Origin of the sequence: Microbacterium martis (assembly GCF_047246685.1) — a bacterium.
Taxonomy (GTDB): domain Bacteria; phylum Actinomycetota; class Actinomycetes; order Actinomycetales; family Microbacteriaceae; genus Microbacterium.
In genome coordinates this window covers 1062501-1087173 of record NZ_JBFOKT010000001.1, presented here as the reverse complement: position 1 = coordinate 1087173, position 24673 = coordinate 1062501, and the positions used below count along the sequence as shown (strand labels likewise).

Below are 24673 nucleotides of genomic sequence, written 5' to 3'. Positions count from 1 at the left end.
TATTCATGCCCGCGTCCCGTGACTTCACCGCCCCCGGCGGTCCAGCCCTCGACAACCTCGGCGTCCGCCTGCACGACGGCGGCGGAACCCTGCGGGTCTGGTCGCAGAACGCCTCGTCGGTCGAACTCGTCGTGTTCGACTCCACCGACCTCGACTGGGCCACCGACGTCGCGGCACTCGAACGGCGTCCCGGCGGCGTCTGGGAGATCACGACCCCGCTGCTGCAGCCGGGCGTCCGGTACGCCATCCGCGTCGGCGGCCCCCACGGACCGGGCAACACCTTCAACCCGGAGAGCCTGCTGCTCGATCCGTACGCCCGCGGGCTCGCGCAGGGCGCCGGCTACGCCGAGTGGCGCTCGGTCGTCATCGTCGACGGCTTCGACTGGGGCGATTCGCGCAAGCCGCGCGTGCCGCTCGATCGCACCGTGATCTACGAGGGCCACCTGAAGGGCCTCACGAAGCGTCACCCCGCCGTGCCGCCGGCTCTGCACGGCACCTATGCCGGTCTCGCCCACCCGGCGATGATCGATCACCTGCGCTCGCTCGGCGTGACGTCGGTCGAGCTGCTCCCGGTGCACGCCTTTGTGCCGGAGCCGCGCCTCCTCGAGCGCGGGCTCACCAACTACTGGGGCTACAACACCCTCAACTTCTTCACCCCGCACAGCGCCTACGCCACCGACGAGGCCCGCAAGCAGGGACCCGAGGCCGTGCTCGCCGAGTTCAAGGGCATGGTCCGTCTGCTGCACGAGGCAGGGCTCGAGGTCATCCTCGACGTGGTCTACAACCACACCTCGGAAGAGGGCATCGGCGGCCCGCGGTCGAGCCTGCGGGGCATCGACAACGCGAGCTACTACCGGCAGGACGCCGCCGGCGCCTACATCGACACCACCGGCTGCGGCAACACGCTCGACACGTCGACGGATGCCGGCGCACGGCTCGTGCTCGACTCCCTGCGCTACTGGGCGGAGGAGATGCAGATCGACGGCTTCCGGTTCGATCTCGCCGCCGCGCTCGCCCGCGACGGCGCCCACACCTACACGCCGGACCATCCGCTGCTCGTGGCCATCGCGAACGATCCCGTCCTCGCCGAGACCAAGCTCATCGCCGAACCGTGGGACGTGGGTCTCGGCGGCTGGCAGACCGGGAACTTCCCGGCGGGATGGCACGAGTGGAACGATCGGTACCGCGATCGCGTCCGCAACTTCTGGCTGAGCGACATCGACTACGCGCGTCGAGCATCCGCGCCCGTCGGGATCGGCGGGTTCGCAACCCGCCTCGCGGGGTCCTCGAACACCTTCAGCGATGAACGGGGGCCCCTGGCGAGCGTGAACTTCGTCACCGCCCACGACGGGTTCACCCTGCACGACCTCGTCTCCTACGACGTGAAGCACAATGAGGCCAACGGGGAGCAGAACCGCGACGGCGCCGACACGAACCGTGCGTTCAACCACGGCATCGAGGGGCCGACCGACGATGCGGCGATCCTGGCGGCGCGGCGCAAGGCGATGCGCAACCTCCTGGGCACCCTGCTGCTCTCGGCCGGGATCCCGATGCTCACGGCCGGCGACGAGGTCGGGCGGACGCAGCGCGGCAACAACAACGCCTACGCGCAGGACTCCGCGCTGACCTGGCTGGGCTGGGATCTCGAGCCCTGGCAGGAGGACCTGCGCGCGCACGTGACCTCGCTGATCCGGCTGCGCAACGAGAACCCCGCCCTCCGCCCGAGCCGGTATGCGCGGCTCGGCGAGCACATCCCGAACGCCTCCGTCATGGACTGGTACGACCAGAACGGCGACACCATGGAGAGCGCGCAGTGGGCCGATCCGCGCAACCGCACGCTGCAGTACGTCGCCGCGTCGACTCCCGACAGAGAGCCCGCCAACCGCATCCTCCTCATCGTCCACGGCACCGAGTCGCCCATCGACGTGCGCCTGCCCGACGAGATCGAGGGCGCGACGCGGTTCGTATCCCTCTGGTCGAGCGCCGACGAGCGCCCGTCCGACGAGGAGGAGGTGTTCGCTCCGGGCGAGGTCCTGCCCGTCCCCGGCACCTCGATGCGGCTGTTCAAGGTCGAATGATGTCGATCCGGGGCGCCGTTGTCCAGGCGGTGCGCCGATTTCGACGGGAGAGGTAGATTCGGCTTGTGGCTGCACGCGCTGGAAACACCCCGACCCCGACTCTTCGGAGTCCCGTTCAGATCCCCCTGCGCTCCGGCGACTCCGCGCCCGTCGCCGACGGCCTGCGCACCCCGCGGATCCCCCTGCTCGACGGTTCGCCCTCGGTCCCCGGCGGTTTCCCCGCCAAGGCGTTCGTCGGCGAGGTCGTGCCGTTCAGCGTGGTCGCCTTCCGCGAGGGGCACGACATCATCGGCGTGCATCTGCGCCTCACGTCGCCGGGCGGCGAGGAGAGCCTGCACCGTCTGAAGCCCCGTGGCGACGGCACCGACCGGTGGTCCGCCGACATCGCACTCGACGCGCAGGGCGCCTGGACCTATCGGTTCGAGGCCTACTCCGACGACTTCGCCACCTGGGCCCATGCCGCCGAGCTCAAGGTCGCCGCCGACGTCGACGTCCCGATCATGGCCGCGCTCGGCGCGCAGCTGCTCACCCGCGCCGCCGCCGAAGCCGACCGACCCGCCGCGCAGCGCAAGCGCCTGCGTGCCGAGGCCGCATCGCTCGCCGACGCCGACCCCGCGACCACGATCGCCGTGTCGACCGACGCGGGTCTCGCTCAGATCTTCGCCGAGCGGCCACTGGCGACGCTGCGCTCCACCGCCGACGAGCAGACTCTGCTCGTCGAGCGGGCCGCCGCGGGCGTCGGCGCCTGGTACGAGTTCTTCCCCCGCTCGGAGGGCGCCCGCCGCCTGAAGGACGGCACGGTGAAGAGCGGGACGTTCCGCACCGCCGCCCGTCGACTCCCCGGTGTGGCCGGAATGGGCTTCGACGTCATCTACATCGTTCCCATCCATCCGATCGGGAGCACCAACCGCAAGGGCCGCAACAACACGCTGGTCGCCGAGGCCGCAGACCCCGGGTCGCCGTACGCGATCGGTGCCGTCGACGGCGGTCACGATGCGATCCACGCCGACCTCGGCACCGCCCAGGACTTCCGCGCCTTCGTCCGCGCGGCCGCGAAGGAGGGCCTGGAGGTCGCGCTGGATCTGGCCCTGCAGGCGTCGCCCGACCACCCCTGGGTGGCCGAGCATCCGGAATGGTTCACCACGCTTCCCGACGGGAGCATCGCCTACGCCGAGAACCCTCCGAAGAAGTACCAGGACATCTATCCGCTCAACTTCGACAACGACCCGGCGGGCATCTACGCCGAGATGCTCCGCGTCGTCCGGCACTGGGTGGCGCAGGGTGTGAAGATCTTCCGGGTCGACAACCCGCACACCAAGCCCCTGCAGTTCTGGGAGTGGCTGATCGCGACGGTCAACGCCGACGACCCCGACGTCATCTTCCTCGCCGAGGCGTTCACCCGCCCAGCCGTGATGCGCGCACTGGCGGCCGTCGGGTTCCAGCAGAGCTACAGCTACTTCACCTGGCGCAACACGAAGGCGGAGCTGGAGGAGTTCCTCACGTCGGTCTCCCAGGAGACCAGCGACTACATGCGTCCGAATCTCTTCGTCAACACGCACGACATCCTCACCGAGTACCTGCAGTTCGGCGGCCGGGCGGCGTATCGCATCCGTGCGTGCATCGCCGCGACCGCGGCGCCGATCTACGGCGTGTACGCCGGTTACGAGCTGATCGAGAACGTCGCCCGCCCGGGGTCGGAAGAGAACATCGACAACGAGAAGTACGAGTACAAGATCCGCGACTGGGCGGGCGCGGAGGAACGCGGCGAGTCCCTGGCGCCGCTGCTGCGCCGGCTCAACGAGATCCGTGCGCAGCATCCGGCGCTCCGCCAGCTCCGCAACTTCCGCGCGCACTGGAGCGACGACGACGCGATCCTCGTCTACAGCAAGCACCTGGATGCCGCGTTCACCGGCACCGGGACGGCCGACACGATCATCGTCGTGGCGAACGTCGATCCGCATTCGGTCCGGGAGACCACCGTGCACCTCGACACGACCGTCTGGGGGGTGCCCCTCGGCGAGTCCTTCGAGGTCGAAGACCTGCTCACCGGCGCGGTGTGGACCTGGACCGACCACAACTACGTGCGGCTCGACGCCTTCGCCGAACCCGTGCACATCCTGAAGGTGAGGGAGCGACCATGAGCCAGGTCGAGCAGACGACGGCATCCGGCGACTGGGCGGCGATCGCCGCCGCCGAGCACCACGACCCCCACTCGGTCCTCGGAGCGCACCCCCGCTCGGATGCCGCGGGCCGGACGATCACCGTCATCCGCGCCCGTCGACCGCTCGCCCGATCGGTCGAGGCGGTCTTCGACGACGGCAGCCGCATCCCGCTGTCCCATGTGGCCCATGGCATCTGGGAGGCGGAGCACGCCGGACCCGCGCTGCGTTATCGGATCGCGACGGCCTACGGCGAGGACGAGCCGTCGGTCGCAGGCGACCCGTACCGCCACTCCCCCGCACTCGGCGAGATCGACCTGCACCTCATCGGCGAGGGCCGTCACGAACGCCTCTGGCAGGTGCTCGGCGCGCATCCGCGCAGCCTCGACGGCGAGCAGGGCGTCGCGTTCGCCGTCTGGGCGCCCAACGCGACCGCGGTGCGGGTGGTCGGCGATCACAACGGCTGGAACGGCGAGACCCACGCGATGCGATCGATGGGCGGCGGCGGCGTCTGGGAGTTGTTCATCCCCGATCTGCCGGTCGGCGCCACGTACAAGTACCAGATCCGCACGCGGTCGGGTCAATGGATCCTCAAGGCCGATCCGATGGCGCTCTCCGCCGAGACCCCTCCCGCCACGGCCTCGGTCGTGACCGCGTCGGGTCATGTCTGGGCCGACGGCGCCTGGATGACGCGTCGTGCGGCGACACACGCGGTGGCCCAGCCGCTGTCGATCTACGAGGTGCACCTGGGCTCGTGGCGCGGCGGGCTGGGGTACCGCGAGATCGCCGACCCGCTGATCGCGCACGTGACCGAGGCGGGATTCACCCACGTCGAGTTCATGCCCCTGGCCGAGCATCCTTTCGGCGGATCGTGGGGGTATCAGGTCAGCGGCTACTACGCCCCGACGAGCCGGTACGGCTCGCCCGACGACCTCCGGTACCTGATCGACCGCCTGCACCAGGCCGGGATCGGCGTGATCATGGACTGGGTCCCCGGGCACTTCCCGAAGGACGCGTTCGCTCTCGCGCGGTTCGACGGTCAGCCGCTCTACGAGCACCCGGACCCTCGGCGCGGCGAGCACCAGGACTGGGGCACGCTCATCTTCGACTACGGACGCAACGAGGTGCGCGGGTTCCTGGTCGCCAACGCGCTCTACTGGCTCGAGGAGTTCCACGTCGACGGACTGCGCGTCGACGCCGTCGCCTCGATGCTGTACCTCGACTACTCGCGCAAGGCCGGCGAGTGGGAGCCCAACATCCACGGCGGGCGGGAGAACCTCGAGGCCATCCGGTTCCTCCAGGAGGTGAACGCCACCGCGTACCGCCTGCACCCCGGGATCATGATGATCGCCGAGGAATCGACGAGCTTCCCCGGCGTCACCGCCCCGACCGACCACGCCGGACTCGGCTTCGGCTTCAAGTGGAACATGGGCTGGATGAACGACTCGCTCCAGTACATCGAGCGCGACCCCATGTACCGCTCGCACCACGAGGGCGAGATGACCTTCTCGTTCGTCTACGCGTTCGGGGAGAACTACCTCCTGCCCATCAGTCACGACGAGGTGGTGCACGGGAAGGGGAGCCTGCTGTCGAAGATGCCGGGCGACCACTGGCACAAGCTCGCGAACCTGCGGGCGTATCTGGCCTACATGTGGGGGCATCCGGGCAAGAAGCTGCTTTTCATGGGCCAGGAGTTCGGTCAGCTCGCCGAATGGTCCGAGGGGCGGGAGCTCGACTGGTGGCTGCTCGACCAGCCGTCGCACGCGCAGCTGCAGAGTTTCGTCAGCGCGTTGAACCACACCTATCGCGCCCAGGCACCGCTCTGGGAGCGTGACAACGACGGTTCGTCGTTCTCGCGCCTGGGCGCGCCGCACTGGGAGCCGACGGTCATCGCTTTCGAGCGCCGCGACGCTCATGGCGGCCGGGTCGTGGTCGTCAGCAACTTCGCCGGCGTCGAGAGGACGGGGCACCGGCTCGTCCTCCCCCGCGAGGGAGTGTGGCAGGAGATCCTCAACACGGATGCCGCCGATCACGGGGGTCGCGGATCGGGCAACCTCGGGATGGTCATCGCGCGCGCCGACGACGACGGTCCGGCGACGGCGACCCTCACGCTTCCGGCGCTCTCGACGCTCTGGCTGCGCTACCAGCCCGAGCCGCACGTGCCGACGGTGTCGCACGGCTGAACGCCGCGACGCAAGGGCTCAGGGGCCTCAGAAGAGCAGGGACGAGAGCCGGTTCCGCGCGGTGATCACCCGCGGATCGGCGGCGCCGACGAGACCGAAGAGCTCGACGAGCCGTTCGCGGACCGGGGTGCGCTGATCGGCGGGCAGCTGCGCGAACAGGTCGAGCAGTCGGGCGAAAGAATCCTCCACATGGCCGCCGGCGAGGTCGAGGTCGGCGACGGCGAACTGCGCCGCGAGGTCGAGAGGTGCGGCCGCCGCGGCCACGCGCGCCTCCTGGAGGTCGAGTCCCTGCACACGATCGAGCAGTCTGACCTGCCCGAGCCCGGCGATCGCGTCCTCATCCCGCGGATTCTCCGCCAGCGCCTTCTCGTAGGCGCGGATCGCGGCGGCGTAGTCGCCGACCTCGATGGCTGCGAAGGCCTCGGCATGCAGGGGCGGGAGCGGCGGCTCCTCCTCCGACGGCGCCTGGTCAGCGCCGTCGGTGACGGCGAGGGAACCGGAGACACCGTTCTGCGCGGCGACCTGGAGCAGCTGGGCGAAGACCTCGCGCACCTGCTGCTCGGGTACGGCCCCGGTGAACATCGGCACCGGCTGCCCGGCGATCAGCGCGACCACCATCGGGATGGACTGCGCGCGGAAGCTCTGGGCCAGTTGCGGGTTGGCGTCCACATCGACCTTGGCCAGGAGCACGCGGCCCTCGAGCTCGCGGGTGATCTTCTCGATGATGGGGCTGAGCTGCTTGCAGGGCCCGCACCACTCGGCCCAGAGGTCGACGACGACCGGCACCGTCCGCGAGATCTCCAGGATCTGACCGAAGGTCTCATCGGTCGCGTCGACCACGACGTCGACGACGCCGGGGGCGGGCGCAGCCGCTCCGCTCGCGGGCGGCCGATTGCGCAGGCTCGACAGGTCGACGGCGCCGCGCAATGCGGCCGGGGAGATTTCGCTCACTTGATCACCTCAACGGACAACAGGTCCTGACGCACCGCCAGGAGCCGGATCTGCTCTGTCGATCCCTGAGCCGGAACCGAGAAGAACAGCTGGAACTCGTAGGTCGTCGTGACGCCCTTCGCCGACTCCGACGCGCCGGTCAGAGCCTTCGCCTGCGCGTTGTCGCCGAAGCGGATCACCGCGTCGGCCGAGGTGGGCGTCACGGTCTCGGTGTCGGTCAGCGAGACGGCGACGATCGCGCCGCTGTCGAGCGTGGTCATCGACACCGGAGGAGCGGTGGTCGGGGCCATGTCGAACGTCGCCTGCGACGTCGCGGCCGCGCCGTTGTCGGCGAGGGTCTGCACGACGGACTGCCGGCTGTCGACGATCGACTTCGCCAAGGCGAGCGACAGGTCGTCGAAGAGCCCGTACGACGCGCTCTTGTCGCCCGAGTCGACGACATCCGCGAACGCGGCGGCCAGCTCGCCGGGCCCGATCGTGAGGAACGCCGAGTCCTGCGGCACCAGCGACGTGCCGAGCCAGGCCGCCGCGACATCGGGGAACACGGCGTCGGCGGACATCTCGGCGATGTCGGTCACCTTGTAGTTCGACCACGGATCCTGTTGCGTCATCGTGAGGATGACCGGCGGAACGGTCTCGTCGTCGCTCGCCTTCGAGAGCATCAGCACCGTGCGCGGCCACTTGTCGGTCGCCTCCGGGAGCACGACCTCGACCTCGTCCGTCGGGATCGCCGAGGGGAGCGGCGTGTCGGGCAGCTGGGTGCGCAGCGCGTACTCGGTGGTCCGGGCGGCCAGTGCCGGCCCGTCGATTCGGGTCTTCGCGAGCTCGATGTCGAGCGCGGCATCCGCCTCTTCGAGGGTTCCCGAGAGCGTCTGGAGGATGCGCGTCGCCTGCGACTCGGTCACCGCCGGCGGCTTCTGGTTCTCGGGTGCGATGACGGTCGGGCTCGGAGAGGGCGACGGCGTCCCCTCGCCGAACCGGGGCCACGACTCCGGCGAGCAGCCTGCTGCCAGCAGCGCGGTCAGGCCGAGAGCGGGGAGGACGAGCATCCGGCGTCGGCGGGTCATGCGGGTGGCCTGCATCGTGTTCTTCGAAGCCGAGCCCTCCCCCTCGTCGACGATCTCGGCGTCGGCGACGTCGTCGTCCGCAGCCGTGCGCGGCGGCGTGTCGGCATCGGCATCCGCCGGGGACTCCTCGAGCGCCGCCCGGTCGGCCGGCGGCAACGCAGCGACGTCGATCGGCTCGGTGACGGGCAGCGGTCCCGGACCCTTGCGTCGCGGACCGCGTCCCCGGCGCTGGTGACGGATGCCGAGGACGTAGAGGATGAGGCCGACGAGCAGCACGATGCCGCCGGCGACCATCAGCGGACCGGCCCACGGGGTGGAGTTGTCGAGCGGCCAGGAGACCGCGATGTCGTCGGGGGCGTCCTCCGTGCCGTCATACGCGATCAGCACGCTCGTCCCCTCGGGCAGCTGCATGTTGTCGGCGATCAGCGAATCCTCCTCGCTGAACGAGTCCAGCCAGAGGTCGGAGCCGGCCGGGTCGTGCGCGACGGGATCCTGAGTGGCGTCGACGTGCTCGACGTCGAGACTCCCGCCATCGCCCGCGGTCACGTGGTTGTAGTCGGCGTCGGCGAGCCACGCCTCCATGTCGGGCGTGCGCCCGTAGCTGGCGAAGATCTCGCCGTCGCCGCGGATCAGCAGGTTCTGGGCACCCGGATGGGCTCGGAGGACCTCGCCGTCGACGAGGACGAAGGGCGCCGCCTCCTCGATCTCGATGCGGGCCTGCTGCGAATCCGGGCCCAGGAAGACGGTTCGCTGAGCGATACCCGCACCGATCAGCGCCGCGGCCAGCACGAAGGCCACCACGGCCCATACGAAACGCACGAATAGTCTCCTCACGCACCGCAGAATGGCGTCCGCGATGCAACGCTCGACATTTCAGCCTAGCGAAAGCTCCTGTGTGTTGCCCAGGAGCGGGCTCGCCCCGCCACCGCACGGCACGTCGCGCAGGGTGGGGAGCGAAGGCTCGATAGCCTGATCCCACCCGTATGGAGGAGTCCGGATGAAGTTCCACAACCCGTTCCGCACCGCCCTCGTGGCGACGCTCGGCGTGGGCCTGGGCATCCTGCTCATCGGCAGCGTCGAGACCCTCTCGACCGTCCTTCTGTACCTCGGGACGGCGCTGTTCCTCAGCCTCGGTCTCGATCCGGTGGTGTCGTACCTCGAACGCCGTCGTCTCCCCCGGTGGCTCGCGGTGCTGACGACCATCATCGCGGTGCTCGCGGTCTTCGGGGGGATCGTGCTGATCGTCCTCCCCGTCCTCGTCGAGCAGATCTCGCAGCTCATCGCGCAGATCTCGATCATCGTGCAGCGCGGCACGGCCATCGACGACCTCAAGGACTGGATGAAGGACGCCTTCCCCAACCTCCGCGTCGACGACGTGTTCAGCTACGTCGAGGACTGGCTCAACACCAACCTGACCGAGATCGGCGGCTCGATCGGGCAGGGCGTGCTCATCGCCAGCGGTGCGGTGCTGGGCGGGCTATTCGGCGCATTCATCGTCTTGATCCTCACCATCTACCTCACGGCGTCCACCCCCTCGCTCAAGCGCGCCGTGTACCAGCTCGCGCCCGCCTCGAAGCGCGACCGATTCGTCGATCTCTCCGAGCAGATCACCGATTCGGTCGGCTACTACGTCATGGGTCAGGTTCTGCAGGGCGTCATCAACGGCGTGCTCAGCGCCGTGTACCTGTCGATCATCCAGGCCCCCTTCCCCGCCGTCCTCGCCGTGGTCGCGTTCTTCTTCTCCCTCATCCCGCTCGTGGGAACGCTCACGGGGTCGACGATCATCGTGCTCGCCTGCCTGATCCCGGGACTCGGCTCGCCCGGCATCGCTCTCGCGGCCGGGATCTACTACCTGGTCTACATGCAGATCGAGGCCTACGTGATCTCCCCGCGCATCATGAGTCGGGCGGTGTCGGTGCCCGGTGCCGTCGTGGTGGTGGCCGCGCTGGCCGGCGGCAGCCTGCTCGGCCTGCTGGGCGCGCTCATCGCGATCCCCGTGGCGGCCAGCATCCTGATCATCTACCGCCAGGTCGTGATCCCCCGGATGAACGAGCTCTGATCCGACCGCTCAGGCCGGCGGCCAGTGCGTGGGCAACGGCAGCGCCGAGGGGGCGACGGCGGCCACGATCTCCGTGAGCACGCGGCGCGTCTGCGTCTCCCCCACCCAGAGGTGCTTGCCGCCCTCGACGGCGATGAGATGCGCGTGCGGAATGGCGGCGAAGCGGGCACGCGCCTCGTCGGGGCGCAGGTAGTCGTCGAACTCCGGGACCACGATCACCACCGACCGCTCGGTGTCGGCCCATGCCGCCACCTCGGCCTCGGATGCCCTGTGCAGCGGGGGCGAGAGCAGGATGATTCCGTCTATGTCGAAAGAGTGACCGTACTTGAGCGCGAGCTCGGTGCCGAACGACCACCCGAGAAGCCAGGGATGCGGCAGGCCGCGCTCCCGGACGAACTCCATCGCTGCCGCGACGTCGAACTGCTCGGCCGCACCGCCGTCGAACGCCCCCTCACTGGTGCCGCGCGGCGACGAGGTGCCGCGGGTGTTGAACCGCAGCACGGCGAGGTCGGCGAGAGCGGGAAGGCGTGCGGCCGCCTTGCGGAGGATGTGCGAGTCCATGAAGCCACCGGCCGTGGGCAGCGGATGCAGCGTCACCAGGGTCGCGACCGGGTCGCCGCTCTCCGGAAGGGCGAGCTCGCCGACGAGCGTCAGTCCGTCCGCCGTGCGCAGCTCGATGTCCTCCCGCCGGGCGGGCAGCTCGAGCGGTCCCCTGATCTCCATGCTCACGCGATCCTCCAGCAGTGTGTGTGCCAATGACGCCGTGCCGCCAGATCGGCGGCGTCGCCCAGCACGCCGTCCGCTCGCCAGGCGACCAGATGCGGGGTTCCCGCGGTGATGTCCTGCGCGCAGCCCGGACAGCGGTAGTCCTTCTGGGCCTGAACGGCCGACACGGGCTGAACGGTCCATTCGCTCCCGCGGCGGACCTCGGTGCGCTTCCAGCCCGCGAGCAGGCGATCGAGGGAATCCTCGGAGTCAGGGCGCGCAGGACGACGCCGACGAGAGCGTGGCACGGTGCCGGCTCACCACCAGTGGTTGCGCGTCCAGAAGGCGTGCGCGCCGGCCCAGCTGCCGTAGCGCCCGGTGGCGTATCCGGAAGCCCAGCGCAGATTGTCGACCGGGTCGTAGCCGTTCCCCGGGACCTTGCTGCACGGCAGAGCCTGGACCAGACCGCACGCACCCGACGACCTGTTCGTCGCGTTCGGATTCCAGCCGCTCTCCTTGGAGACGATGTAATCGACGTAGCCCCAGTCGCTCTCCGCGATGCCGGCCGCCGCCATCCACTCCGCAGGAGCACCGCCGCCGGTGTAGTACAGCGGGCCGCCTCCGCCGCTCGACCCCTGCTTGGCGGCGACCTTGGGGGCGGGCGGGGGCGTGGGCTTGGGGGTGACATAGACCGAGAACGAGCCGCGCTGCACCGGTGCGATCTCGGCTCCCTCGACCGTCACGGTGAGGTTCTGCGTGTCTTCGAGGGCCGCGGAATACGCCGACTCACTCGCTTCGGCGGGCGGCGGATCGGCGAGGGCGACGCCGGTCGGCGCGACCATGGCGCCCGCGAACCCGACCACGGCCAGGGCGCTGAACACGCCGACGACACCGCGTCGTCGCGACCACCGACGGCTGCCCGTGCGCGCGGAGACCACCGTCGCCGCGGGAGTCTGCGACGAGTCGTTCCGTCGGGGGGTCATGGTGTTTCGGGAGTTCACGATGTCCGACAGTCTACGCAAACCTCGCTGGGACGACCATCAGGAACGTCACCGGACGGCGAGGATCACGTCGATCGTCGCGTCGAGCAGGGCGTCGACCTGCTCTTCGCGGTAGCCGCCGCGCTGCATCCGGAAGGCCGCAGAGCGGAGCTGCTCCGCCGTCAATCCCTCGCCGTCGCGGAGGTAGCGGACGATCCGCGTGGCCACGTGATCGACCTCGTCGACGCGGTACCCGAAGGTCAGAACGCCGGTACGGGCGAACCGATGGCGCCGCGGGCGCGCGAGGTGGTCGAGGATCAGTTGCGCGTCCTCGCGCGCGCGCTCCACCCAGGCGCCTGCGCCCTGGGCGCGGACGATGCGCTCGCGCTCGCGCGCGGCGAAGGCGTCTTCCACGCGCCCGAGCGCGGCATCCACCTCGGCGACGACGTATCCGTTCTTGACCAGAGGGAACGAGGCCGTCCGCACGTCGGCCGCGCCCAGTTCCTCGTGACCGGTCTCGAACGCCCGCCGAGCCGAGGCGAGGAAGGTGTCGACCGCGGCGCGGTGATAGCCGCGGGTGCGTCCGCTGGTCAGCGTGAACGCCGGCGGCGCCTCGCCTGCGGCCTGCTCATCGATCCGTTCGTCAGTCATCACAGAACCACCCAGGGAGAGAGAAGGAAGTACAGTCCGAGCGCGGGGATCGTCGACGGCAGGATGCTGTCCAGCCGGTCGAGGAGTCCGCCGTGCCCCGGCAGCCACGAGCTCATGTCCTTGATCCCGAGGTCGCGCTTGAGCATCGACTCGCCGAGGTCGCCGAGCGTCGCCGTGAGGAGGATCGCCGCGCCGAAGACGAGGCCGGCCCACCACGGCAGCTCGAGCAGGAAGATCGCGAGCAGCACGCCGGCGCCGAGAGACGCGATCACCGCACCACCGAAGCCTTCCCAGGTCTTCTTGGGGCTGATGCGCGGGGCCATGGGGTGGCGTCCGAACGCCAGCCCGGCGGCGTAGGCGCCGGTGTCGGCGGCGACGGCGACGACGATGAAGCTGAGGACCCACCACTGACCGCCCTCCTGCTCGAGCAGGATGAGGGCGACGCCGGCCAGGAACGGCACGTAGATCTGCACGAATCCGCCGATGACCGCGTCAGCGAGCACCTCGCCGTAGGTGCGCCCGTCCTGGCTGAGCATCTGGCCGATCAGGCGCCACACGATCACGAACGCCACGGCGACGAAGAGCATCACCCAGCACAGCCACGCCTCGGCGAAGTAGGCCGAGAGCACGAGGAACCCGGCGGCGATCAGCTGCGGAACGGTGTCGACCCGACGGCCGGATGCACGCAGGGCGCGGGAGAGCTCGTAGACCCCCATCAGCGCCGCGGCCAGAGCGAAGGGGACGAACAGCGCCTTGATGAAGAGCAGGGAACCGAGCAGCGCCGCGCCGAACGCCAGGCCGATGACGATCGCGAGGACGAGGTCGCGACCGGTGCGCTCCTTGATGCGCTCGTTGGCCTGGTCGATCTGATCGCGGGCGTAGGAGACGTGGCTGTTCAGCTCGTCGCGGCGCGCACGCCACTGCTCGCGGATCGCGTGGTGATCGGCCGTGTTCAGGATGCCGGCCTCCCGAGGCGCATCCTCCGGCAGCGGAGGGCGCGGAGGGATGTCGGCCGCATCTCCCCCACCTCGCGTGTCGTCTGACATTCGGACTACACCTCGAGGAGTTCGGCCTCTTTGCGCTTGAGAGCGTCGTCGATGAGGTCGACGTGCTGGCGCGTCAGGGCGTCGAGCTCCTTCTCGGCGCGGGCGATCTCATCTTCGCCGAGCTCGCTCTTGAGCGCGTCGAGCTCGTCCTTGCCCTTGCGGCGGATGCCGCGGACGTGGACCTTGGCGTCCTCGCCCTTGGACTTCACCAGCTTGACGTACTCCTTGCGGCGCTCGGCGGTGAGTTCGGGCATCGTGACCCGGACGAGGTTTCCGTCGTTGGTCGGGTTGGCCCCCAGGTTGGGCATGTCGCGCACGGCCTGCTCGATGGCCTTCAGTGCGGACTTGTCGTAGGGCGTGATGATGAGCGTCCGCGCCTCCTGGTTCGCCAGCGAGGCCAGCTGCGCCAGGGGCGTCGGCGTGCCGTAGTAGTCGACCAGCAGCTTCTGGAAAAGCTGCGGGTTGGCTCGGCCGGTGCGCACCGTGGAGAAGTCCTCCTTGGCGGCCTCGACGGCTCGCGACATGCGGGAGGTGGTTTCAGCGAGGACGTCCGCGATCACGGTGGCTCCTATCGTCGGGGTGTTCAGGGGAATTCTATCGGGCCGAGTGCGCTCCGCCCGGTCGGACGGTCACGCGGTGACGAGTGTCCCGATCGGTTCGCCCAGCAGGGCGCGTGTGACGTTGCCCGCCGGCTCCATGCCGAAGACGCGCATGTCCATGCTGTTGTCCATGCAGAGGCTGAACGCGGTGGAATCGACGACCTTCAGGTCGCGCTGCAGTGCTTCACGATAGGTCACCCTGTCGATGCGCTCGGCGTCGGCATGCTTGTTCGGGTCGGCGGTGTAGATGGCGTCGACGCCGTTCTTCGCGACGAGCACCTCGGATGCGCCGATCTCGAGAGCGCGCTGCGCCGCGACGGTGTCGGTGGAGAAGTACGGCAGACCCGCACCTGCGCCGAAGATCACGACGCGGCCCTTCTCCAGATGCCGCTCCGCGCGACGCGGGATGTACGGCTCGGCGACCTGGGTCATCGAGATGGCGGACTGCACCCTCGTCGCGGCGCCGGCCTGCTCGAGGAAGTCCTGCAGCGCGAGCGCGTTCATCACCGTGCCGAGCATGCCCATGTAGTCGGCCCGGCCGCGGTCCATCCCCCGCTGGCTCAGCTCCGCTCCGCGGAAGAAGTTGCCGCCGCCGACGACGATGGCGACCTCGACCCGATCGACGGCCGCGGCGATGTCGCGCGCGATCTGCGAGACGACATCGGGGCTGACACCGAGCTGACCGGCTCCGAAAGCCTCACCGGAGAGCTTGAGAAGGACGCGACGGCGTCCGGTGCGTTCAGTCATCTGTGGGGGGTGTCCTCTCGTCCCGATTCAAGATAGCGCCTCGTGGGCATGAAGAAGGGGTCCGGATCGTGATGATCCGAACCCCTCCGACGGTGTTACGCGCCGACCTTGAAGCGCGCGAAGTCCGTCACGGTGATACCGGCATCCTTCGCCACCTGCGCGACCGACAGCTTGTTGTCCTTGGCGTAGTCCTGCTCGAGCAGTGCGACCTGCTTGATGAACGCCGACACGCGACCCTCGACGATCTTGGGCAGGGCCGCTTCCGGCTTGCCCTCGTTGCGGGAGATCTCGGTGACGATCTCGCGCTCCTTCTCGACGGCCTCGGCCGGGACATCGTCGCGCGAGAGGTACGACGGGTTGGCGAAGGAGATGTGCTGCGCGATGCTGCGCGCCGTGTCGGCGTCGTCACCCGAGTAGGCGACGACGACGCCGATCTGCGGCGGCAGGTCCTTGCTCGTGCGGTGCAGGTAGACCTCGACCTTGTCGCCCGAGATCGTGCGCACGCGACGCAGTTCGACCTTCTCGCCGATGATCGCGGCCTCTTCCGAGATGACGGTCTCGACGGTCTTGTCGCCGGACTGAGCGGCGAGGGCCGCCTCGACCGAGTCGGCCTTCACGGCGGCGACGGCGTCGGCGATCTTGTCGGCCAGAGCGATGAACCGCTCGTTCTTGGCGACGAAGTCGGTCTCGCAGGCGAGCTCGACGAGCGTCACGGCGCCGTCCTGCTCGCGGGCGACGACGAGTCCCTCGCTGGTCGAGCGATCGGCACGCTTCGCGTTGCCCTTGGCACCCTTCAGGCGCAGGATCTCGGTGGCCTTCTCGACGTCTCCGTCAGCCTCCTCGAGCGCCTTCTTGGTGTCGACCATGCCCGTTCCGAGCTGCTCGCGCAGCGCCTTGAGGTCGGCGATGGTGAAGTTGGCCATGTGTGGTGGCTCCTTGCTTCGAGATGTGTGTGCGGTGTCTTCGCGGGATTACTTGGCGTCGGCGGCCTCGGCGGCGGCGACCTCGGAGGCCTCCTCGCCCGACGCGGCGGCGATCGCCTCGTCGTGGGCCTCGGCGCCGGCAGCGTCCGCTGCGGTCTCGTCGGCCGCGGGGGTCTCGACGACGGCCGCCTCGTCGGCGGCCGGTGCGACGGCGCCGGCGTCAGCCGACTCCTGGACCTCGGCCGGGCTCTCGAGGAGCTCGCGCTCCCACTCGGCGAGCGGCTCGGCCTCGCCGGACTCGGGGTTGTGCTTCTGCTGCAGGCCCTCGGCCGCGGCGTCGGCGATGATGCGCGTCAGCAGCGAGACGGAGCGGATCGCGTCGTCGTTGCCGGGGATCGGGTACTGGAAGTCGTCCGGGTCGGCGTTCGTGTCGAGGATGCCGATGACCGGGATGCCGAGCTTCTTGGCCTCGTCGATCGCGAGGTGCTCGCGCTTGGCGTCGACGACCCAGAGCGCGGACGGCGTCTTGCTGAGGTTGCGGATGCCGCCGAGCGACTTGTGCAGCTTGTCGAGCTCGCGCTTCTTGAGCAGGAGCTCCTTCTTGGTGAAGCCGCTGTTCGCGGGGGTCTCGTAGTCGAGCTCCTCGAGCTCCTTCATGCGCGCGAGACGCTTGGAGATGGTGGAGAAGTTCGTCAGGAGTCCGCCGAGCCAGCGCTGGTTCACGAACGGCTGGCCGACGCGCGTCGCCTGCTCGGCGAGGATCTCCTGCGCCTGCTTCTTAGTGCCGACGAACAGGATGGTGCCGCCGTGCGCGACGGTCTCCTTGACGAAGTCGTACGCCTTGTCGATGTATCCCAGCGACTGCTGCAGGTCGATGATGTGGATGCCGCTGCGCTCCGTGAGGATGAAGCGCTTGACCTTCGGGTTCCACCGGCGGGTCTGGTGTCCGAAGTGCACGCCGCTGTCGAGCAGCTGGCGGATGGTGACCACAGCCATGGTCGTCTCCTTGTTCTGGCGCGTTTCTGCGCCGTTGAGGTTGTTCGGCCGACCGGATGATCGGACTTCCTGGTGCCCGGCGCACTCCCGCCCGCTCGTCGAGGGGACCTGTGGGAGTGGATGCCACGACCTTCGTCTCTGCAGACGGCGGTCGCTCTGGGCACGCGTAGTCACCCCGAGAACGAGGTGCCCGTCCAGCATACAGGATGCCGACCGTCCGACCTTCGCTCCCCACCGGCGGATTCCGACCGCCTCTCCCCCGTTTCCGGGTGCGGAGGCGAGACGGACGTGAAGACGGTGCACGCCGAGGGCAGGATGCCCCCATGCGCGCTGCTCCTCGAGTCGTTCTCGCGATCCTGCTCTGCCTCGTCCTGTCGGTCACGGCTGCGGCGCCCGGCTCCGCAGCCCCGCCGCCCGCGTTCGGCGACGGTCCCGTGTGGCTCTGGCCGCTCGACGGGCCCCGTCGGGTGGCCGAGCCGTATCGTGCACCCGCCCACGCCTACGGCGCGGGCCATCGCGGAGTGGATCTGGCGACTGCCGTGGGGGCCGTGGTGCGCGCGCCTGCCGCCGGGGTCGTGGCGTTCCGCGGGGTCGTGGTCGATCGTCCTCTGCTGACGATCGACCACGGCGACGGACTCGTCTCGACCTTCGAGCCCCTGGTCTCGCCGCTCTCTCCGGGTGACCCCGTGAGCGCCGGCGAGGAGATCGGCGTCGTGGACGTCGGAGGCCACACCGCTCCCGGTGCCCTTCACGTCGGCGTGCGGCTCGACGGCGAGTACGTCAACCCGCTGCTGCTCTTCGGCGCCGTCGAACGCGCCGTGCTGCTGCCGTGCTGCGATGCGATCCGAGCGCCGTGACGTGATCAGGCGCGCGGGTGCGCGAGCGAGATCAGGCGCGCGGGTGCGCGAGGCGATAGGTCGCAGTGAGACGCTCCGCCGAGACGTGCGTGTAGATCTGGGTGGTGCCGAGGCTCGCGTGCCCCAGGATCTCCTGAACGGCGCGCAGATCCGCCCCTCCGTCGAGCAGATGGGTCGCCGCGGTGTGTCGAAGCGCATGCGGTCCGACGGTCTCGGCCCCGACCACGGGGGCGAGCACCCGGGCGACGAGTCCGTACACCGAACGCGCCCCCAGGCGCGAGCCCCGTGCGCCGAGCAGCAGGGCCGGGGTCGCCGACGAGGCGCGCGCGGCCAGCGCCGGTCGTCCTCGGGTCAGGTAGGCCCCGACGGCGTCGCGGGCGGGGGTGCCGTAGGGCACGACACGCTCCTTCGAGCCCTTGCCCACCACGCGCGCGGTTCCGCGATCGAGATCCAGATCGTCGACGTCGAGGCCGCAGAGCTCGGACACGCGGATGCCGGCGCCGTACAGCATCTCCAGCACGGCGTGGTCGCGCATCGCGATGGGGTCGCCGGATGCCGCGGCGTCGCGGTGCGCATCGAGCAGCACGGCCATCGCGGCGCTCGACGCGACGGTGGGCAGCGTGCGCCCCCGCTTCGGCGCGACCAGACGAAGGCTCGGGTCGGTGTCGATGAGCCCCTCCTCGTGCGACCAGCTGAAGAACGATCGTGCGGCGGCGGCTCGTCGCGCGAGGGTGGATCGTGCGTCGCCCCGCTGCGTCGCCTGCCAGAGCCAGTCCCGCAGGACCTCCAGGTCGACCGCATCGACTGCAGGATCTCCGGCCGACGTCGCGAGGTCTCGCAGATCGGATCGATAGGCCCTGACGGTCGCCGGGGACAGCCGACGCACCCGTTCGAGGTGGACGACGAACGCCTCGATGGCGACCGTGAGATCCATGCGTCCAGCTTGCCCCCGATCGGAGTGGCAGGGATGTCGCCCCGCCGTCGCGATGCAGGTCTAGCATGCAGAGGACCGCCGAGACCGACGAAGGGACCGCTCCCGTGGCCTACACCGTGACCGACCGCCTGCTCGACCGCATCGCCGAAGCGGGTGTCGACCGCGTGTTCGGCGTTCCCGGCGATTTCACTCTCGGTCTCCTCGACCACGTCGAGGTGCACGAGCGGGTGACCTGGGTCGGCACCGCCAACGAGCTGGGCGCAGGGTACGCGGCCGACGGCTACGCCCGTATCCGCGGCCTCGGGGTGCTGTGCACGACGTTCGGCGTCGGCGAGCTGTCGGCCATCAACGCGGTGGCCGGCTCCTACGCGGAGCACGTTCCGGTCCTCCATCTGGTGGGCGCGCCGACCACGGCCACGCAGCGGGCGGCGCGCCCCACGCATCACACGCTCGGGGACGGCGACTTCCGCCATTTCGCCCGGATGAGCGACGAGATCACCTGCGTCCAGGGCTTCCTCACCGCCGACAACGCCGCGGAGGAGATCGATCGCGTGCTCACCGAGGTCATGCGCCGACGCGTACCCGGCTACCTGCTGCTCCCCGCCGATGTGGCCCAGGCCGAGAGCGCCCCGCCGACCTCTCCGTTCGTCGTCCCCGCTCCTCTCACCGAGGCCACGGCGCTCGCGGAGTTCCGGTCGGCCGCAGCGGAGCTCCTCTCCGGTGCGCCGTCGGTCGCCGTGCTCGCCGACATCCTGGTCCAGCGGATGGGTGCGCAGGATGCGCTGGACGCCCTGCTGGCCTGCGGGCTGCCGCATGCGACGCTCCTGTGGGGACGGAGGGTGGTCGACGAGCGCCGGCCGGGATATCTCGGCAGCTACATCGGTGAGATCAGTGCTCCGGAGGTGCGCGCGGGCATCGAAGGCGCCGACGTCCTGATCCAGGTCGGCGTGCAGTTCACGGATCTCACCAGCGGCTTCTACTCCCAGCACCTGCCGGCTTCGACCATCGAGATCCGCCCGAACAGCGCGCGCGTGGGGTCGCGGAGCTTCTCCCCCGTCGCGATGCACGACGCGCTGGAGGCGGTGACCGAGGTGGTGTCCGAGCGCCCGCGCCCGACGACCGTCGAGACCGACGATCCGGCTCATCCCGTGACCGCCGATCCCCGGATCGACGACGGCGCTCTGACGCAGATCTCCCTGTGGCAGACGGTCTCGGCCGCGCTGCGCCCCGGCGATCTCGTGCTCGCCGATCAGGGAACGGCCTTCTACGGCATGGCGACCCACCGTCTGCCGCATGATGCCCTGTTCATCGGGCAGCCGCTGTGGGCGTCGATCGGGTACACCCTGCCGGCTCTGCTCGGGGCGGCCACAGCAGCGCCGGAGCGACGGCCCATCGTGCTCATCGGTGACGGCGCCGCCCAGCTGACGATCGCCGAGCTCGGCACGCTCGCCCGAGCCGGTGTTCCGGCCACCGTGCTGATCGTCGACAACGACGGGTACACGATCGAACGCGCGATCCACGGTGCGCAGGCGCAGTACAACGACATCGCGCGCTGGGATTGGACGGCCCTCGCCGCGGCGCTGGCACCCTCGGCAGACGTCACCGCGGTGCGGGTCGAGACGGCGGCCGAGCTCGCCACCGCGCTCGACGAGATCGGGTCGGGTCTCACGGTGATCCAGGCGGTCGTCCCCCGGCTCGACATCCCCCCGTTCCTCGCCGCTCTCGCAGCGCTCGCCGCCCGCGCGAACGCCGATCCCCAGCGGGAGGTCAGCGACCCACGGCCGTGACGAGCAGGTCGGCCAGGCGATCCGGCGCAGCGAACGGCGACATGTGCGCCCACTCGTCCACGACGATCAGTCGGGCATCCGCGAATCCCTCCGACATCGCCCGCATCACCTCGGGAGGCGACACGCCGTCGAGTCCGGCTGCGATGACGGTGACGGGGGCGGAGACGGCAGCCGTCTCGCCGGTGGGCCGGTATCCGGCGATCGCCGTGAGGGCGGTGGCGTAGCGGTCGGGATCGGCGTCGCGCAGGCAGTCGGCGGCGTAGGCGACGGCGGGCGACGCGTCGGCGATCTCGTCGGCGGTGAACCATCTGCGCAGCGTGGACCGCCGGTCGGGCATGCCGTCGACGCGGACCGTGTCGGAGAGGGCCGCGAAGCCCGGGAACGGGGTGTCACGGGTGCAGAGCAGCGTCAGGCTGCCCAGCCGCCCTCCCAACTGCAGCGCCAGTTCGATGGCGACCTGCCCGCCGAAGGAATGCCCGATGACGTGGACGGGACCGCCGTCCAGTCGCGACAGCACCCTGTCCGCGAGGGCCCGTTGGAGAAGGCCGGGTCGCTCGCTCCGCCGTAGCGGATCGGCGACGCGCTCCCCGCGGAGGTCGGGGGCGATCAGACCACCGAGGGCCGCAGCGACCGGATCCCAGACCGCCGGGGTGAGCGGAACCCCGTGAAGCGCGACGATTGTCGGTGCAGACGCGTCACGCGGTGTCATCCCGTCACTCTAGCCGCGAGCGTCGACAGGAGAAGCGCGCACCCCGGAAGACGGATCAGGTCGGCCGCGCGCCCGAGGTGCGGCGCCAGCCCGCTCCGTCCGAGATCACGTCGCCGTCGAGCGCGAGCAGGCCGAGGAGGCTCCGCACCCGGTCGGCGGAGAGCCCGGAGCGACGAGCCAGCTCGACGACAGCGGTGCTCGACCGCGAGCTCATGGCATCGAGGAGCCGGATGCGCTCCGGTTCGGGAGTGCCGGAGAGAGTCTCCCTCGCGGCATCCGGATCCCAGAGTTCGCGCACCTCGGCGGCGCTGGTCACGCACAGGGCGTCGTACTCGCGGAGCAGGCGATGGCACCCGGCCGACGACGCGGAGGTCACCGGTCCGGGGACGGCGCCGAGCGGTCGACCCAGGGCTGCCGCGTGACCGGCGGTGTTCAGCGATCCGCTGCGCCACCCCGCCTCGACGACGATCGTCGCCTGTCCCACGGCCGCGATCAGACGATTGCGCGCGAGGAACCGCCACTTCGTGGGCGCGGTGCCGCACGGCGGCTCGCTGACCACCGCACCGTGCTCGGCGATCCGGCGCAGCAGCTCCTGATGCCCGGCGGGGTATGCGCGATCGACGCCTCCGGCGAGGAATGCGACGGTCGCGCCGTCGACGCCGAGGGCCGCCCGATGAGCCGCGCCGTCGATGCCGTAGGCGCCGCCCGACACGACGACCGCACCGGTCGAGGCGAGGTCGCCGGCGAGCTCGGCGGCGACGTGGTCGCCGTACCCGCTGGAGGCGCGGGCACCGACGATCGAGACCCGGGGACCGGCGACGAGAAGCTCAGGGCGTCCGCGCACCCACAGCCCAGCCGGGGCATGGGCTCCGAGGTCGTCGATCCCCGCGGGCCAGCATCCGTCGCCGGGTAGGATCAGCCGTGCGCCGACATCGTGCGCCCCCCGGAGCGCGTCCCGCACGGCTGCGGGATGCGCGCGCGGCGTCCACCGCTCGCGCGCCTCCGCCAGCGCCCGTCCGGAGGCCCGCGGAGCACCGGCTCGAGGGCTGAGCAGTCGCTCGGTCGGGTCCCCGAGTCCGAACGACAGCGCGTCTGCGGCACCGAGTTCCGCGATCAGCGTTCCGGCCACGACGTCTCCGGGCTCCGCGATCACCGTCCACGCCGCCCGCGCCACAGCGTCGTCCAGATCGTCCGTGTCAGTGCGGTCGCGGAGCCGGCGAGCGGCCTCACGCGTCTCGGCGTCCCGAAGAATCGGTGTCATCACGGTGTCGTCCCTCTCTTCACCTGCAGGGCGCGACCGATCTCGTCGATGCCGGGCGTGACGCGATCCGCGAGGTCGGCCATGGTCCAGGCGAGCCGCAGCACGCGGTCGTACCCGCGTAGCGTGAGCGCACCCCGCTCGAGTGCCCGATCGAGCGGAGCGCGGGCCGTCGCCGGCAATCGGAAGGCGCCCTGTCTCAGCCATGGGCCGGGCACGTCGGCGTTGCGCCGCCACGGCGTACCCCGCCAGCGGTCCGCTGCACGCTCACGGGCGGCGATGACGCGCTCGAGGGCCCGCGCCGTCGTGACGTCGGCGCGCCCGCCGGCGGCCGCTCGCGACGCGGCCACGCGCGTCACTGTCAGATCGATGTCGATGCGATCACGCAGGGGACCCGACAGACGGGTCGCGTAGCGCCGGATGGCCATCGGCGGGCAGACGCACTCGGCTCCCCTCACTCCGTGATGGCCGCAGGGACACGGATTCATCGCGAGCAGCAGCTGGAACCGTGCGGGGAAGCGTGCGGTGAATCCGGCACGGTTCACCTCGATCGCACCGGCCTCCAACGGCTGCCGCAGAGCGTCGAGGGCGACGCGCGAGAACTCCGCCGCCTCGTCGAGGAAGAGCACTCCGCGGTGCGCCCGGGCGATGGCTCCCGGCCGCGCCGCGCGCGAGCCCCCGCCGACCAGCGACGCCACCGAAGCGCTGTGGTGGGGTGATTCGAGCGGCGGCAGGAGGTCGAGCGCCGTCACGGCCTCGCCGCTGAGCGAGCGGATCGACGCGACTTCGAGCGCCTCGCTCTCGTCGAGAGGCGGCAGGATCCCCGGCAGACGTCGCGCGAGCATGGTCTTGCCCGCACCCGGCGGCCCGCTGAGGAGCAGGTGATGGCCCCCGGCCGCCGCGACCACGAGCGCCTCCACCGCCTCTTCCTGGCCGACGACATCGGCCAGATCGGGCACGGGTGCGATCCGGTCGCTCACGACCGCCGCCGCGACGGCTTCGACTTCCGGAACCACGACATCGGCGCCGTGCCACGCCGCCACCTCGGCGAGGGTCGCCGCGGCGCGGACGTCGACGCCGGGAACGAGCCTCGCCTCCGCCTCGTTCGCGCGTGGCACGATGACCTTCTCGAACCCCGCGCGCGCGGCGGCGAACACGGCCGGGAGAACACCGGGGACGGGTCGCACCCGGCCGTCCAGACCCAGCTCGCCGATGTGGATGGTGGTCGAGATCGCCCGCCGCGTGATCGAGCCTCCCGCCGCCAGGGCGGCGACCGCGATCCCGAGGTCGAATCCGGCTCCGTGCTTGGGCAGGCTCGCCGGCGACAGATTCACCGTGAGCCGTCGACGGGGCAGGTCGAGTCCGGCGTTCTTGCAGGCGTTGTGCACTCGCTGCACGGCCTCACCGAGCGACTTGTCCGGCAGTCCGATGATCTTGAACTCGGGGGTCTGGTTCGACAGGTCGGCCTCGACCTCGACCAGGTGTCCGTCGACGCCGGTGAGGGCGACCGCCCAGGTGCGCGCCGTGCTCACGCGAGATCCACGAGGTGCTCGAGCACGCCCACCGCCGGATCCGCGCCGGTGATCCCGATCGCCTCGAGGCGGAGCGCACGACCGTCCGCGAGGTCGGGGTGCGCCGCCATCCATGCGAACGCCAGGGACCACAGTCGGCGACGCTTGCGGTCGTCGATCGCCTCGAACGGATGGCCGAAGGCCGCCGATCGACGCGTCTTGACCTCGATCACCGCCAGGTGCGCCCCGCGGGCGGCCACGATGTCGATCTCGCCCTGCCCGCACCGCCAGTTGCGGTCCAGGAGGGTGTATCCCTGCCGGATCAGATGGTCCGCTGCCCGTTGCTCGCCTGCTCTCCCGAGCTCATCCTTCGCTGCCATCCCCACAGCATGGTTCGAGAGGAGGACGATGCGATCGTGGAATCGGTTCCGGAGACGGAGAACCGGGAGAACACGTGGATCATGCCACCTGTG

General features: G+C 70.4%; 22 protein-coding genes. 6 read left to right on the top strand and 16 right to left on the bottom strand.

The window, feature by feature from the left end; all coding sequences use genetic code 11:
• Nucleotides 1-5: 5 nt before the first annotated feature.
• The 3 genes from glgX (at nucleotide 6) to glgB (ending at nucleotide 6420) form a co-directional block, all read left to right on the top strand.
• Nucleotides 6-2078, top strand: a complete 2073-nt coding sequence (gene glgX / locus AB3M90_RS05190) for a glycogen debranching protein GlgX (protein WP_412950389.1) — start codon at nucleotides 6-8, stop codon at nucleotides 2076-2078.
• A gap of 65 nt (nucleotides 2079-2143) precedes the next feature.
• Nucleotides 2144-4219, top strand: coding sequence for an alpha-1,4-glucan--maltose-1-phosphate maltosyltransferase (locus tag AB3M90_RS05185; RefSeq protein WP_412950388.1), 2076 nt, complete (start codon nucleotides 2144-2146; stop codon nucleotides 4217-4219).
• On the top strand, nucleotides 4216-6420 hold the full coding sequence (glgB, locus tag AB3M90_RS05180; RefSeq protein WP_412950386.1) for a 1,4-alpha-glucan branching protein GlgB: 2205 nt from the start codon (nucleotides 4216-4218) through the stop codon (nucleotides 6418-6420). The genes AB3M90_RS05185 and glgB overlap by 4 nt, the downstream gene beginning before the upstream one ends.
• 27 nt (nucleotides 6421-6447) lie before the next feature.
• On the opposite strand, the gene AB3M90_RS05175 is transcribed toward glgB, so the two are convergent.
• Together AB3M90_RS05175 and AB3M90_RS05170 are read right to left on the bottom strand one after the other, a co-directional pair.
• The gene (locus AB3M90_RS05175) at nucleotides 6448-7371 is read right to left on the bottom strand and encodes a tetratricopeptide repeat protein (protein ID WP_412950383.1); all 924 of its coding nucleotides are present in this window, start codon (nucleotides 7369-7371) and stop codon (nucleotides 6448-6450) included.
• Nucleotides 7368-9257 carry a DUF8094 domain-containing protein gene (locus AB3M90_RS05170; RefSeq protein WP_412950382.1) on the bottom strand — a complete coding sequence of 630 codons (1890 nt, stop codon included), beginning with the start codon at nucleotides 9255-9257 and terminating at the stop codon, nucleotides 7368-7370. Before AB3M90_RS05170 ends, AB3M90_RS05175 begins: the two co-directional genes overlap by 4 nt.
• Before the next feature lie 178 nt (nucleotides 9258-9435).
• Between AB3M90_RS05170 and AB3M90_RS05165 the strand changes: the two genes are divergently transcribed.
• Nucleotides 9436-10497: an AI-2E family transporter gene (locus AB3M90_RS05165; RefSeq protein ID WP_412950380.1), complete on the top strand. Its 1062-nt coding sequence runs from the start codon at nucleotides 9436-9438 to the stop codon at nucleotides 10495-10497.
• Nucleotides 10498-10506: 9 nt separating this feature from the next.
• On the opposite strand, the gene AB3M90_RS05160 is transcribed toward AB3M90_RS05165, so the two are convergent.
• From AB3M90_RS05160 to rpsB, 9 genes are all read right to left on the bottom strand, one after another.
• Entirely contained in the window at nucleotides 10507-11220 is a 714-nt protein-coding gene (locus tag AB3M90_RS05160) for an alpha/beta hydrolase (RefSeq protein ID WP_412950378.1), read from the bottom strand.
• 2 nt (nucleotides 11221-11222) lie between these two features.
• Entirely contained in the window at nucleotides 11223-11510 is a 288-nt protein-coding gene (locus AB3M90_RS05155) for a hypothetical protein (RefSeq protein WP_412950377.1), read from the bottom strand.
• A gap of 9 nt (nucleotides 11511-11519) precedes the next feature.
• On the bottom strand, nucleotides 11520-12203 hold the full coding sequence (locus tag AB3M90_RS05150) for an aggregation-promoting factor C-terminal-like domain-containing protein (RefSeq protein ID WP_412950375.1): 684 nt from the start codon (nucleotides 12201-12203) through the stop codon (nucleotides 11520-11522).
• A gap of 48 nt (nucleotides 12204-12251) precedes the next feature.
• Nucleotides 12252-12833 carry a DivIVA domain-containing protein gene (locus AB3M90_RS05145; protein WP_412950373.1) on the bottom strand — a complete coding sequence of 194 codons (582 nt, stop codon included), beginning with the start codon at nucleotides 12831-12833 and terminating at the stop codon, nucleotides 12252-12254.
• Nucleotides 12833-13879 carry a phosphatidate cytidylyltransferase gene (locus AB3M90_RS05140; RefSeq protein WP_412950372.1) on the bottom strand — a complete coding sequence of 349 codons (1047 nt, stop codon included), beginning with the start codon at nucleotides 13877-13879 and terminating at the stop codon, nucleotides 12833-12835. Before AB3M90_RS05140 ends, AB3M90_RS05145 begins: the two co-directional genes overlap by 1 nt.
• A 5-nt stretch (nucleotides 13880-13884) precedes the next feature.
• Nucleotides 13885-14439: a ribosome recycling factor gene (gene frr, locus AB3M90_RS05135; protein WP_412950370.1), complete on the bottom strand. Its 555-nt coding sequence runs from the start codon at nucleotides 14437-14439 to the stop codon at nucleotides 13885-13887.
• Nucleotides 14440-14508: 69 nt separating this feature from the next.
• Entirely contained in the window at nucleotides 14509-15225 is a 717-nt protein-coding gene (pyrH, locus tag AB3M90_RS05130) for a UMP kinase (protein WP_412950369.1), read from the bottom strand.
• A gap of 95 nt (nucleotides 15226-15320) precedes the next feature.
• Nucleotides 15321-16148 carry a translation elongation factor Ts gene (gene tsf / locus AB3M90_RS05125; RefSeq protein ID WP_412950367.1) on the bottom strand — a complete coding sequence of 276 codons (828 nt, stop codon included), beginning with the start codon at nucleotides 16146-16148 and terminating at the stop codon, nucleotides 15321-15323.
• A 48-nt stretch (nucleotides 16149-16196) separates the two neighbouring features.
• Entirely contained in the window at nucleotides 16197-17144 is a 948-nt protein-coding gene (gene rpsB, locus AB3M90_RS05120) for a 30S ribosomal protein S2 (RefSeq protein WP_412950365.1), read from the bottom strand.
• A 323-nt stretch (nucleotides 17145-17467) separates the two neighbouring features.
• On the opposite strand from rpsB, the gene AB3M90_RS05115 reads away from it, so the two are divergent.
• Entirely contained in the window at nucleotides 17468-18001 is a 534-nt protein-coding gene (locus AB3M90_RS05115) for a murein hydrolase activator EnvC family protein (RefSeq protein WP_412950363.1), read from the top strand.
• A gap of 31 nt (nucleotides 18002-18032) precedes the next feature.
• Here AB3M90_RS05115 and AB3M90_RS05110 read toward each other — a convergent pair whose 3' ends face one another.
• The gene (locus tag AB3M90_RS05110) at nucleotides 18033-18935 is read right to left on the bottom strand and encodes a tyrosine-type recombinase/integrase (protein ID WP_412950362.1); all 903 of its coding nucleotides are present in this window, start codon (nucleotides 18933-18935) and stop codon (nucleotides 18033-18035) included.
• A 65-nt stretch (nucleotides 18936-19000) separates the two neighbouring features.
• Here AB3M90_RS05110 and AB3M90_RS05105 point away from each other — a divergent pair, with 65 nt between their 5' ends.
• A complete protein-coding gene (locus AB3M90_RS05105) occupies nucleotides 19001-20722 on the top strand; it encodes an alpha-keto acid decarboxylase family protein (RefSeq protein WP_412950361.1) in 1722 nt (573 codons plus the stop codon).
• Here the strand turns inward: AB3M90_RS05105 and AB3M90_RS05100 are convergent.
• The 4 genes from AB3M90_RS05100 to AB3M90_RS05085 are packed head-to-tail and all read right to left on the bottom strand — an operon-like array spanning nucleotide 20703 to nucleotide 24580.
• Complete coding sequence (locus AB3M90_RS05100) at nucleotides 20703-21431, bottom strand: alpha/beta fold hydrolase (RefSeq protein ID WP_412950359.1); 729 nt, start codon at nucleotides 21429-21431, stop codon at nucleotides 20703-20705. The two genes, AB3M90_RS05105 and AB3M90_RS05100, sit on opposite strands and share 20 nt — an antisense overlap.
• Nucleotides 21432-21486: 55 nt before the next feature.
• Nucleotides 21487-22692 carry a DNA-processing protein DprA gene (dprA, locus tag AB3M90_RS05095; RefSeq protein WP_412950358.1) on the bottom strand — a complete coding sequence of 402 codons (1206 nt, stop codon included), beginning with the start codon at nucleotides 22690-22692 and terminating at the stop codon, nucleotides 21487-21489.
• On the bottom strand, nucleotides 22692-24221 hold the full coding sequence (locus AB3M90_RS05090; RefSeq protein ID WP_412950357.1) for a YifB family Mg chelatase-like AAA ATPase: 1530 nt from the start codon (nucleotides 24219-24221) through the stop codon (nucleotides 22692-22694). The genes dprA and AB3M90_RS05090 overlap by 1 nt, the downstream gene beginning before the upstream one ends.
• A complete protein-coding gene (locus AB3M90_RS05085) occupies nucleotides 24218-24580 on the bottom strand; it encodes a YraN family protein (RefSeq protein WP_412950356.1) in 363 nt (120 codons plus the stop codon). The genes AB3M90_RS05090 and AB3M90_RS05085 overlap by 4 nt, the downstream gene beginning before the upstream one ends.
• Nucleotides 24581-24673: the final 93 nt, after the last annotated feature.